Source organism: Phytohabitans houttuyneae (genome assembly GCF_011764425.1).
GTDB lineage: Bacteria > Actinomycetota > Actinomycetes > Mycobacteriales > Micromonosporaceae > Phytohabitans > Phytohabitans houttuyneae.
This window is the reverse complement of sequence record NZ_BLPF01000002.1, coordinates 501,206-513,476: the sequence shown is the minus strand read 5'-3', so window position 1 is coordinate 513,476 and position 12,271 is coordinate 501,206. Positions and strand designations below refer to the sequence as shown.

Here is a 12,271-nt window from a genome sequence, read left to right as displayed (position 1 = left end):
GCGAGCTATCCGGCGCAGTCGACGCCTGGGTACTCGGCGGTGTGGCTGGTCGTCACCGAGGCGCCGTCGACGGTGCCGGTGACGCGGACCGTGGCCGAGCCGGCCGCGACCGAGGTGGCCCGCGTGTTGAACGACTGGTAGGCGTTGCCGCCTGGCGCCACGTCCACGAAAGAGCGCTCCCCGTACGGCGTCCGCAACGTGATCGCCACCGGCCGGTCGTGGTCGTTTCGCGCCTGGACCGCGACATGGGCCTTACCCGCGACGCAGCGCGCCAGCGCGGTGGCCGTCACCGGCAGTTCGGGCCGACTGGCCTTCCACACGCCGAGCCGAGCCAGCTGGTAGCTCAGTGCCCGCTCCGGCGCGTCGATCTGGTTCTGCGTGCCAGCCTGGCCGGCCCGTACCCTTGTCGCGTCGCCCAGCGCGGCCCGCATCGCGGCCCAGGCCGGCGGCGGGTAGTCGGCCTCCTCGAGGGTGCCGGCATGGGCGATGGCCGCGTCGAGGTCGCTGAAGTCCAGCGGCAGGCCTTGGGCGGTCAGCGTGTCGCTGAGCAGGTAGTGGTCGAAGTCGACCCGTCCACCGGTCTGCTGCGTCGCGTAGTTGAACAGGCCGACCCGGTGTCCCATGAAGTGCGCGAGGCTGCCGTCCAGCGTCTGCGGCCCGACCCGGCCGCCGAGCGGGCTCCACGCCAGCCCGTCCAGGCTGTAGTAGAACGCCGTCCACAGCTGCCCGGTCGGGGATGCGAAGTCGAGGTCGGCCTTGATGTGGACCTCGGTCGCGTCTCCCAGTGCCACGGCGGTGCCCGGCACGAAGCTCTCCAGGGACGGCTGGTCGAGGTCCACCGCGAACGGCTGGACCCGGTTGACCACGCCGATCGTGTTGGCGCCGCCCGCGCGCTTGACCGCGACGTACGAGAAACCTCGGTTGTACGCGGCCAGGCCGGCGACGTCGCCGTCCTTCATACCGGAGATGTCCATCCTGGTCTCGACTGACTGGCGCGGGCCGAACGTGCGCTGCGACAGCGTGTTGCGCGCTTCCTCGAACCAGGCCAGCTCCGCGCGGTTGGACAGCTTCGTGTAGACGTAGTCGCCGGTGACGACGCGGCCATTCGTCAGCCGCAGCCACCCCTCGCGGTCGGTCAGCGACCAGTAGCGGTTGTCGGGAGCGTGGTTCCACTCCCACACCAGATCCAGCCGGGACCCGTTGGGCGCGACCTCCTCCGCGGTCGGGTACTCCGCGGTCACCGGCCACCGCTCGTCCTGGTACGCCTTGTGCGGCGCGTCGTTGTCGAAGTCGTCCGAGGCGACCAGGCTCTTCTGCCGTTCGAGGCGCTCCTGCTCCGGGGTGAGGCGGATCGGCTTGTCGAAGAGGCCGTCGACCGGCACCACGCCGTTGTCGCCGAAGGTCGGCCAGCCGTCCTGCCACGTGGCCGGGATGAGCGCCGGAATGCGTCCGATCGGGAAGGTGTCGCGGAAGAACATGCCGTACCAGTCGGTCCGGCCGTCCGGGCGCGAGATCGGCACAAGGCTGCCCTGTGCGAAGCCGTTGGAGTTGAGCACCCCACGCGCCTCGTAGGTGTTCACACCACCCGCCGAGGTGTACCGGCCGAGCAGCTGGGTCGAGCGGAACATGACGACCTGGCGGCCCTGGCCCGACGGCCAGGTGATGATGACCGCGTAGTAGTAGCCGTCGATGTAGTAGAGCTGGGCGCCTTCGAACAGGCCGCCGATGAACGGCTGACCAGCGTAGTTGTTGGCGGTGAAGATGTTGGGGTAGTCCTGCGTGATGGCGGTCAGGTCCGCGTTGAGGCGCACCGCGCTCGTCCCGCCGGAGCCGTAGAAGATGTACGGCGTGCCGTCGACGTCGAAGAACAGCGACGGATCGTGCAGGCCACGTCCCAGCGCCGTGCGCTGCCACGCCCCGTCTTCGATGTCGTCGGTGCGGTAGAGGTACGCGCCGCCGAGGTTGTTGGTGTTGAACACGGCGTAGAACATGCCGTCGTGATAGCGCAGGGATGAGGCCCACTGGCCCTGCCCGTACGACTGCTGGCCGTTGCGCAGTGAGAACGCGTCGCCGATGCTCGCCCGGTCGAACACGTAGTTGACGATCTCCCAGTTGACCAGGTCGTAGGACTTCATGATCGGCGCGCCGGGGCTGAGGTGCATCGTGGTGCTGATCATGTAGTAGAGGTCGCGGCCCTCGTCGTTGGCCGCGGCCGGGACGCGTTCGACGCTGATGTCCGGCACGTCGGACCGGAGCAGCGGCACGGAGTACCGGCCGTCACCGGTGTCCGTCGAGGTGTACGAGGGCGGCGGAGACCAGCCGTCGGCGCGCGCCGCGTCGCCGGTCATGACGAGCCCCGCCCACGGCAGCGCCGCTGCCACGGCCGCGGCGAGGCCACGGCGCCAACCGGCGAGGTAGCCGGAACTCGGCACGGCAACTCCTTCACTCCTACGCCGGTATGGACGTGACTCATCACCGCGGGAGCTCGTGGAAGGTCAGGCCCGCGGCGATCAGAGCGGATCGGCAATGTTAGCGCTAACAACCCTTCTCTTAGCGGTCGGAGCCACACGTGCGTCTTGTTGGCCGGGTGCGCCGCAGCGCCAAAGCGACCTCGTTGACATGGACTCTGGCCGATGACGGCGCTGCTCGTCAAGACATGTCCAACATGTTTCGGGCTTGCAGAAAATCGTTTTAGCAGTCGGCGACGTGGACCCGCGCCCGGGCGTTGCCGATCCAGTTGGTGGCCGCGCGCAGGTACGACAGCGCGTCCCGGGCGAGCGCGTCCTGCGAGGAGGCGAGGGGACGCCAGATCGAGGCGGCGGTCGCGATGGTCTCGTTCTGCGCGGTGAAGGACTCGAAGCAGACCGCACCGGCGTAGCCGGTGGCGGCCAAGGCCGTGAAGAAGCCGGGCCAGTCGAAGTGGTCGGCGCCCGGCGCGCCGCGGTTGGTGCCGCTGACCTGCACGTGCTTGATGTGCGGGCCAGCGACACGGACGGCGCCGTATGGGTCGGCTTCCTCGATGTTCATGTGGTAGCTGTCGATCATGAGGCCGACGTTCGGCGGCAGGCCGTCGATCAGCTCCACCGCCTGCTCCACCGTGTTCACGACGCTTGTCTCGTAGCGGTTGAGCGCCTCCACGCCGATGCTCACGCCCCGCTCCCCCGCGTGTTCGGCCACCGGTGCCAGGGCCCGGCGGAAGTCCACGTGGCAGGCCGCGCGGGCCACCGCCGACATGCGCCAGGTGCGCCCGACCGAGGCGTAGACGGGACCGCCGACGCATGGCGCGCCGACCGCGGCGGCACTGTCCACACAGGTCTTCAGGTACGCCGCGGTGGCCTCCACCACGGACGGCGGGGCGTCCACGAGCTCCCGGCCCGGCGGGGTGACCGCGCAGACGGCCGCCGCGACAAGGTCGTGCGCGGCCAGCAGGTCCCGTGTGCGCAGCGGATCCCAGTCGCCGGGCTGCTCGATCGGCAGCTCGACCGCGTCGAAGCCGAACGCGGCGATGCGCGGAACCAGCTCGGCCAGGGCCTCGTCGTCGACCGGCGAGGCCCACACCCACGGGTTGACACCGATGGCGTACACGGTGCTACTTCCACCGCTGCGGGTAGCCGGGCAGATCCGTGCAGCCGCACATCGCGTAGTGCAGCGGCGGCATGTCCGGGTCGACGTACTGCTCGAGGTTGTCGCTCGTGATCGTGGGCTGCGGCAGCTTCCACGGGCTGGGCACCTGCTCGCCGTTGAGCACCTTCAACGCGGCCAGGATCGGTGTGCGCCACTGGTACGTCGGATAGGTCGGCGCGATCGCGGTGAGCTTCTTGTCCTTCCACAGCTTCAAGAAGTCGAGCTGGTCCTCACCGTTGATCGGCGGCACGGGCTGACCGGCGTCCTGGAAGGCCTCGACCGCCGCGACCGCGACCGCGCCGGCGTCCATCCAGACGCCGTCGATCGTGCCGTACCGCTGGATGTAGTCGTTGACGATCTTCTTGGTCTTGGCCGGGTCGCCGTCGGTGAACTCGACGCCCACCACGTTGACACCCGCCTTGTCGAAGGCCACCTTGGCGGCGGACCACCGGGTCTCCAGGACGTCGACGCCGGGCAGGATGCGCAGCGCGAGCACCTTGCCGCCCGGCTTCATCTTCTGGCTGACGAACTCCGCCGCGACGTGGCCGAAGCCGTAGCCGCCGATGGGGTTGATGAACGTCACCGGGCAGCTCGTGTCGACACCGCGGTCGAAGACGATGACCGGCAGCCCCTTCTGGCAGGCGGCCTCGACGGCCGGGGTGAGCGTCGCGGTCGTGTTCGGCGAGACGATGAGCGCGTGGCAGTCCTTGCCGAGCAGGTCGTTGATGTCCGCGATCTGCTTCTGGTCCTTGCCTTCGGCGTCGACGTGGACAAATTCCTTGATCTGGCCCCGATGCGTGTCCACCTCGGCCTGCATGGTCTTGAAGCCGACCTGCCGCCAGGGGTTGTTCAGGCCGGCATTGGAAAAGCAGATCTTGTACGGGCCGGGCTTCTTGAACTTCGCGGTGTCCACGGTCCGCGGGTTGAGCGCCTGCTCCCACGGCTTGTCGGCCGGCCCGGTGGCGGTGGCGTCGAGCAGCGCCAGCTCGTTGTCGTAGTCAGCCTGCACGAAGAACTTCGACTGCTCCCCCGTCCCCGAACCGGCGGCGTCGGACGCGGCACTCGACGGTGCGGCGGTCGGTTCGTCGGTGGCGCAGCCGGCGAGCGCCAGCACGGCGCCGGTCGCCAGGACGGCTATGGCACGTCTCACGGTATCCCCTTTACCTGGAGGAGGAACGCACGGATGACACCGCCACGGCGAGCAGGATGATCACGCCCTGGACGGTCGGTTTGAGGGCGCCGGAGACGCCGTAGAAGTTCATGAGCGTGAAGAGGGTCTCGAGGGTCAGTGCGCCGAGCATCGCCCCGACGACCGAGCCGCGGCCGCCGCCCAGTGCCACGCCGCCGAGCACGACGGCCGTGATCGCCCCGAACTCCAGCCCCGCGCCGGCCTGGAACGACACGCCGCTGTACCCGCCGAGCAGGATCGCCGCGAGCGCGGCCGCCAGTCCACTGAGGACGAATGCGACGGTCTTGGCGCGCCACACCCGCACGCCGCTCAGCTCAGCGGTCCGCGGGTTGCCGCCGACGGCGACCAGGGTCCGGCCGAAGTCGGACCGGGTCAGCGCCACGGCCAGCGCGCCCGCGGCCAGCAGGACGAGCAGCGCGTACGGTATCCGGCCCAGACCGGGCACATCTTCGAACGCGCGGCGGCCGAACCGGCGGAACTCCTCGGAGAGCCCGCCCTTCGGTGCGCCGTCCGACCACAGGTACACGGCACCGACGAGGATCAGGAACATGCCGAGGGTGGTGATGAACGAAGGCACCCGCAGTCGCGTGGTGACCAGGCCGTTGACCAGCCCGACGCCGGCACCGACCGCGAGCAGCAGCGCGACGACCGGCCAGGTGCGCGACGGCTCGCTGTCGATGAGCCGTGCGGCGATCACCACCTGCGCGGTGACCAGCGAGCCGACGGAGAGGTCGAACTCACCGGAGACGATGACGAAGTACTGGCCGGCGGCGAGCAGGATGAGCGGGGCCGAGCGGCCGAGGAACGACAGCAGCGACGGCGGGGACAGGAAGTCCGGTTGGCGGACGGTGATCAGGACCAGCAGCACCGCCAGGATCACCGCGATCGGCGCCACGCTGCCCGGGCTGAACCGTAGGCGCCGCGGGACGCGTTCGGCGAGCCGGGTCGTCACGACTCCGCCTTTCGCAGGGCTCGCCGTGCGTAGATGGCGACGGCCGCGATGATGATCAGGCCACGGATCACCTGCTTGAAGAACGCGTCGACCTCGAGCTGGTTGAAGATGGCGTCGACGCTGGCCAGCAGCAGCACGCCACCGACGGTGCCGATCACACCGCCGCGCCCGCCGGCCAGTGCCGTCCCCCGAGCACCACCGCGGCGATCGACTCCAGGTCGTACAGTCCCTCGGTGCCGACCCGCGGTGCGCCCGAGCCGAGCCGGCTGGCGAGGTAGATCCCGGCCAGGCCCGCGCAGAGCGAACAGAGCACATGGGCGGTGACGAGGACGCGGCCGTTGCGCACTCCGGAGAGCCGCGCGACCTCCGGATCGCCACCGACGGCGACGAGATGGTGGCCGAAGCGGGTCCGCGCGAGCGCGAACCACGCCGCGGCGACGACCGCGAGCAGCAGCAGGAACGACACGGGCACCGGCCCGACGCGCTGGTACCCGAGGTTCTGCACGAGGGAGGGCGCGGTCTTGCCGGCCGGGCCGTCGTACCCGTTGTCGAGGTACCCCTTCAGCAGCAGCCCGACGCCGACGGTCGCGATGAACGCGTTGATCCGCGCCTTGGTGACGAGCAGCCCGTTGAGCAGGCCGATCGCCGCGCTGACCGCGAGGGCCAGCCCGACCGCCGGCAGCACCGCGCCGTCGTCTCCGCCCATGGTCTCGGCCGCGACGAGGGTGCTGAGGCTGACGACGTAGGCGACGGACAGGTCGAGGGAGCCGCCGAGGATGACCATGGTCTGACCGACGGCGACGAGGCCGAGGCCGGCGGCGACGTGCAGCAGGCTCACCGTCGTCGGCAGGCTGAACAGCTGGCCGCCGTCGACGGTGACAACGATCCAGCCGGTCACCAGGGTCAGGGCAAGGGCGGCGAAGACGCCGAGCGAGCCGCCGCGGGCCCGCAACGCCAGCGCACCGGTCATGCGGCCGGCTCCCGCACGGTGCCGACCGCCAGCGCGACGACATCCTCCTCCGCGGCGCCCGCGGGTAGCTCGCCGGCGATCCGGCCGTCCCGCATGACGATGATCCGGTCGCTCATGCCGAGCAGCTCGGGCAGCTCAGACGAGATCATCAGCACCGCCGTGCCGTCGCGGGCCAGGCGGCGGATGAGGTCATGGATGGCTGACTTCGCACCCACGTCGATGCCCCGCGTCGGCTCGTCGAAGAGCAGGACCTTGGGACCGAGCGCGAGCCACCGGGCCAGCACCACCTTCTGCTGGTTTCCGCCGGACAGGAAGCGGATCTCCTGGCTCTCCGCGGCGGCGCGCACCTCGACGGCGGCGAGCAGCTCCCTGGCCCGCGCCGTGCGGGCGCCGCGGCCGGACCAGCCCGGAAGCACGGCGCGGCTGGCCAGCATCGCGTTGTCGAGCACGGACTGGCCGGCGACGATGCCCTCGCCCTTGCGGTCCTCGGTGACGTAGGCGATGCCGGCGCGCATCGCGGCGCGCGGCGAGCGGAGCCGGATCGGCGTGCCGTCGAGCGTGATGTCGCCCGCGGTCAACGGTGCCGCGCCGAACAACGCGCGGGCCAGCGCCGACCGGCCGGAACCCTGCAGGCCGCCGACGCCGAGCACCTCGCCGGCACGAAGCTCCAGGTCGACGCCGCGCAGCTTGCGGCTGCGGCCGTTGCGCACCGTGAGGCGGACCGCGCCGATCTCGTCCGGTCGGGCACGGTCGGGGAAGTAGGTGGACAGCTCGCGACCGACCATGTGCCGTACCAGCCGGTCGGCGTCGGTGTCAGCCGTGTCCAATGTGGTCACCTTGCGTCCGTCTTTGAGCACCGTGATCCGGTCGGACAGGTCGAAGACCTCCTTGAGGCGGTGCGAGACGTACAGCACGCCTATCCCCCGCTCGCGCAGCCGCCGCACGAGTGCGTAGAGCTGCTCGACCTCGTGGTCGGCGAGCGCGGCGGTGGGCTCGTCCATGATGAGCAGCCGCGCGTCCAGTGCCAGCGCCTTCACGATCTCGACGATCTGCTGCTGCGCCACACCAAGCCGCCCCACGCGGGCGCCGGCCGGCAGCGCGTCTTCTCCGATCGAGGCGAGCAGCGCCGCCGTGTCGCGGAGCATCGCCTTGCGGTCTACGAGCCCGCGGCGCGAGGGCTCGTGCCCCAGGTACACGTTTTCCGCGACGCTGCGCTCGGGCAGGAGGTTGAACTCCTGGTGCACGATGCCGATGCCGGCCCGCTGGGCGTCGCGCGGGCCGTGGAAGGTCCGCGCGGTGCCGTCGAGCTCGACGGTGCCGCCGTCGGGCGGGTACACGCCGGACACGATCTTCATGAGGGTCGACTTGCCGGCGCCGTTCTCACCGACGACCGCGTGCACCTCGCCGGGCCGGACGTCGAGGGCTACGCCGTCGAGGACCCGTACGCCCAGGAACGACTTACCGATACCTCGAAGCGAGAGCAGCGGCGAAGGGTCGGACATCAACGGCCCCTACGTTCGTCATCGTGCGGACAGGTCGAAGGACGGCCGAATCGGTTCGGTGGCCGGGATGCTGAGATTAGGTGCATCGATACGTTGCGGCAATCCCCCTCGATCGGGCTGGAGGAAAGTTCGTCCGTCAGGCCACTTCTGCGCCATCGAACCAGTCAGATGTCAGATTCAGTGCCACAAATGTGTTATCGAATCGATCCGAACAGAGTCGTATTGACTTCCTACGATATGTACCGGCATGCTGGCCGGGCAGACCACGGGACAAGGGCCGCCGCGCGCGACCCCGCGTCAAGTCCCGGAGGAACCTGACTGCCCGTCACGGCGGACGGCATGACGATCTGACTGGCACGCGCACGCCTTCAGCACGCCCCTGGCACCGGGCGCACCGGAGGTGTTGCCGACGCGTGCCCGTGGTCGCAGCCTCATTTCTCCGCCGAAGTAGGAGACGGCATGCGTCGCAGCACACTCATCATCGGGGCGATCGCGGGCCTGTTACTGTCGCTCGCGCTCGTCCATCCGGCGTCAGCGGCACCGGCCTTCCGCGCCCTGCTGTTCACCAAGACGACCGGCTACCGGCACGACTCGATCCCCGCCGGGATCAGCATGTTCCAGGAACAGGCGGCGGCCAACAACTTCGAGCTTGTCCACAGCGAGGACTCCAGCGTCTTCACGCCGGCCAACCTCGCCACATTCGACGTCCTCGTCATGTTCCAGACCTCCGGCATGGTGTGGACCACGGCGGCCCAGCGCCAGGCGGTGGAGGGATACCTGGCCAGCGGCAAGGGCATCGTCGCCATCCACAACGCCACGGACATGGGCATCGAGACCGAGTACCCGTGGTGGGACCAGACCATCAACGCCGGCGCGCACATGCCGGAGCACTCCCCCGGCGTGCTGCCCGGCACGGCCATCGTCGCGGACAAGAAGCATCCCTCGACGGCCAGCCTGCCCGACCGGTGGAACCGCAGCGAGGAGTGGTACAACTTCGACCGCAACCCCCGCGGCGACGTTCACGTCCTGGTCACGGCCGACGAGCGCACCTACAACCCGGGTTCGCGGGCGATGGGCCCCGACCACCCGATCTCGTGGTGTCGCAACACCGCCGGCGGCCGGGTATGGGCCACCGCCATGGGCCACGCCATCGCCTCCTACAGCGAGACGAACTTCCGCAACCACGTCCTCGGCGGGGTGAAGTGGGCGGCCGGCAACGAGCCCGGCGACTGCGGCGGCACGGTGTGGGCGAACTTCGAGAAGCGCACCCTGGACGACAACACCGCGGACCCGATGGCTCTCGCGGTCACGCCGGACGGGCGGGTGATCTACGTCCAGCGGGCCGGGCAGGTGAAGATCTTCAAACCGGCCACCAACTCCACCGTCACCGCGGGCACGCTCAGTGTCTACACCGGCGGCGAGGACGGCCTCACCGGGCTGGCGCTCGACCCGAACTTCGCCAGCAACGGCTACGTGTACCTGTACCACTCGCCGGCGAGTAGCACGACGGACATCAACCGCGTCTCCCGCTTCACGCTCACCGGCGACACCCTGAACACGTCCAGTGCGGTGACCATCATCGACATCCCGGCCTACCGCGACCGCACGTTCGCGGAGCCTGGGCACACCGGCGGGTACATCGAGTTCGGCCCCGACGGAAACCTCTACATCGGCACCGGCGACGACACCCCGCCCAACCTCGATCCCGCCTGGCAGGGCTACGCCCCACTCGACTGGCGGTCGGGCAAGGCCAACCTCGACGCGGCACGAAGCGCCGGCAACACCAACGACCTGCGCGGCAAGCTCCTGCGCATCCGGCCCTCGGCCGGTGGCGGCTACACCATCCCGTCCGGCAACCTCTATCCACAGGGGACGGCGCAGACCCGGCCGGAGGTCTACGCGATGGGCTTCCGCAACCCGTTCCGCTTCTCCATCGATCCGGCCAACGGATGGGTTTACCTCGCCGACTACGGCCCCGACCGGGGTGCGCCGGCGACCAACCGCGGTCCCGAAGGGCTCGTCGAGCTCAACGTCATCAAGTCCGCGGGCAACTACGGCTGGCCGTTCTGCCACGGCGACAACCAGGCGTACGCGCCGTACAACCCGGACACCGGCGCGGTCGGCGCGAAGTTCAACTGCTCCGCGCCGGTCAACAACTCGCCCAACAACACCGGCCTTACCAGCCTCAAGCCGGTGGTCGCGCCCAACATGTGGTACGGCTACGGCGCCTCGACGTCGTTCCCCGAGCTCGGCACCGGCGGCTCGGCGCCGATGGGTGGACCGGTGTACCGCTACGACGCGGCCAACCCGTCCTCGACCAAGTTCCCGCCCTACTACGACGGCGTCCACTTCTTCTACGAGTGGTCCCGCCACTACATCAAGGAGGTCCACTTCGACTCCGCCACCGCGGTCACCCGGACGAACGCGTTCATGCCGGCCGGCAACTTCGTCAAGCCGATGGACATGGAGTTCGGCCCGGACGGCTCGCTGTACCTGCTCGAGTGGGGCTCCAACTTCGGCGGCGGCAACAACGACTCGGGCCTGTACCGCATCGACTACGTCCATGGTGGACGCTCACCGGTCGCCAAGGCCACCGGGACGCCCACCAGCGGCAACGCGCCGCTGAACGTACAGTTCAGCAGCGCGGGCACCACAGACCCGGACGCGGGCAACACGCTCAGCTACCAGTGGACCTTCGGCGACGGGACCACGTCCACGGCGGCCAACCCGTCACACACGTACACCGCCAACGGAAACTACACCGCGCAGCTGAAGGTCACCGACAACACCGGCCGGGCGGCCTTCGCCAACGTGCAGATCACGGTCGGCAACACCGCGCCGGTGGTCACCATCACGCTGCCACCGAATGGCGGCATGCTCACGTTCGGCGACCGCGTGTCGTACACGGTCAGCGTCTCCGATCCGGGAGGCGCCGCCATCGACTGCACCAAGGTGTTCGTCAACCCGGCCCTCGGCCACGACGACCACCAGCACGAGACGACGGAGTACCCGGGCTGCTCGGGCACCATCTCCACGGACCTGCTCGGCGGGCACCCCGACGGCGCCAACCTGTACTACGTGCTCAACGCGCACTACACCGACAACGGCGGCACCGGCGGTGCGGCTCCGCTCACCGGGTACGCGCAGGCGGTCCTGCAGCCCAAACACAAGCAGGCGGAGTTCTTCACCAGCCAGTCCGGCGTCCGGGTCGTCGACCAGGCAGCAGCGGAAAGCGGCAAGCGGGTCGGCGACATCTCCAACAACGACTGGGTGGCGTTCAACCCGATGAGCCTGGTGGGTATCACCAACGTCAGCTACCGCCTCTCTTCACCGAGCGGCGGAGGGTCGATCGAGCTGCGCGCCGACTCACCGACCGGCACGCTGCTGGCCACCACACCGGTGCCGAGCACAGGCGGCTGGGACAACTACCAGTCCACCGCCCCGGTGAACACGGCATCGCTCGCCGGGAGCCACACGCTCTACATGGTGTTCAAGGGCACCACGACAAACTGGTTCGACCTTGACTCGTTCACCTTCGGCGGCAGCGGCGTGGGTACGCCCAGCACCGGCGGAGTGGCCGGCCGGACCTGGACCGTCACGGCGCAGCACAGCAACAAGCTCGTCGACGTCAGCGGGGTCTCCACCGCCGACGGCGCCCAGATCGTGCAGTGGGCGGCCACCGGCGGCAACAACCAGAAGTGGCAGGCCGTCGATGCTGGCGGCGGCGCCGTCTACCTGCGGGCGGTGCACAGCAACAAGTGCATCGACGTCACCGGCGGCTCCACCGCACAGGGCGCCTTCCTGCAGCAGTGGACCTGCAACAACAGCAACCAGCAGAAGTTCCTCGTCACGGCGACCGGCACGTCCGGCGTCTACACCGTCAAGAGCGTCCTCAGTGGACTCTGCGTCGACGTCAACGGCGGCGCGACGACCGATGGCGCTCGACTCTTGCAGTGGGGCTGCCACAGCGGCACCAACCAGCAGTGGCGCTTCAGCGCCGCCTAGCAGATGAGACCGGGAGGCTCCGGTGCGCC

Annotated in this window: 8 protein-coding genes; 1 reads left to right on the top strand and 7 read right to left on the bottom strand. The window is 69.6% G+C overall.

Translation table 11 applies throughout. From position 1 onward, the window contains the following. Positions 1 to 5: 5 nt before the first annotated feature. The 7 genes from Phou_RS25760 to Phou_RS25735 all read right to left on the bottom strand — a co-directional run bounded on the left by Phou_RS25760 (position 6) and on the right by Phou_RS25735 (position 8,237). The gene (locus Phou_RS25760; protein WP_246273866.1) at positions 6 to 2,432 is read right to left on the bottom strand and encodes a glycoside hydrolase family 43 protein; all 2,427 of its coding nucleotides are present in this window, start codon (positions 2,430 to 2,432) and stop codon (positions 6 to 8) included. A gap of 259 nt (positions 2,433 to 2,691) precedes the next feature. Then, positions 2,692 to 3,585, bottom strand: coding sequence for a sugar phosphate isomerase/epimerase family protein (locus tag Phou_RS25755; RefSeq protein ID WP_173059914.1), 894 nt, complete (start codon positions 3,583 to 3,585; stop codon positions 2,692 to 2,694). Positions 3,586 to 3,589: 4 nt separating this feature from the next. Continuing rightward, positions 3,590 to 4,774, bottom strand: a complete 1,185-nt coding sequence (locus Phou_RS25750) for an ABC transporter substrate-binding protein (protein ID WP_218579200.1) — start codon at positions 4,772 to 4,774, stop codon at positions 3,590 to 3,592. Positions 4,775 to 4,784: 10 nt separating this feature from the next. Continuing rightward, positions 4,785 to 5,765, bottom strand: coding sequence for an ABC transporter permease (locus Phou_RS25745; RefSeq protein WP_173059911.1), 981 nt, complete (start codon positions 5,763 to 5,765; stop codon positions 4,785 to 4,787). Beyond that, positions 5,762 to 5,902 (bottom strand): hypothetical protein, encoded by a 141-nt coding sequence (locus tag Phou_RS53020; RefSeq protein ID WP_246273865.1) that lies wholly within the window; start codon positions 5,900 to 5,902, stop codon positions 5,762 to 5,764. The genes Phou_RS25745 and Phou_RS53020 overlap by 4 nt, the downstream gene beginning before the upstream one ends. Positions 5,903 to 5,919: 17 nt before the next feature. Continuing rightward, positions 5,920 to 6,735: an ABC transporter permease gene (locus Phou_RS25740; RefSeq protein ID WP_246273864.1), complete on the bottom strand. Its 816-nt coding sequence runs from the start codon at positions 6,733 to 6,735 to the stop codon at positions 5,920 to 5,922. Beyond that, positions 6,732 to 8,237, bottom strand: a complete 1,506-nt coding sequence (locus tag Phou_RS25735; protein WP_173059908.1) for a sugar ABC transporter ATP-binding protein — start codon at positions 8,235 to 8,237, stop codon at positions 6,732 to 6,734. Before Phou_RS25735 ends, Phou_RS25740 begins: the two co-directional genes overlap by 4 nt. A gap of 459 nt (positions 8,238 to 8,696) precedes the next feature. On the opposite strand from Phou_RS25735, the gene Phou_RS25730 reads away from it, so the two are divergent. Beyond that, positions 8,697 to 12,242, top strand: coding sequence for a ThuA domain-containing protein (locus tag Phou_RS25730; protein WP_173059905.1), 3,546 nt, complete (start codon positions 8,697 to 8,699; stop codon positions 12,240 to 12,242). Positions 12,243 to 12,271: the final 29 nt, after the last annotated feature.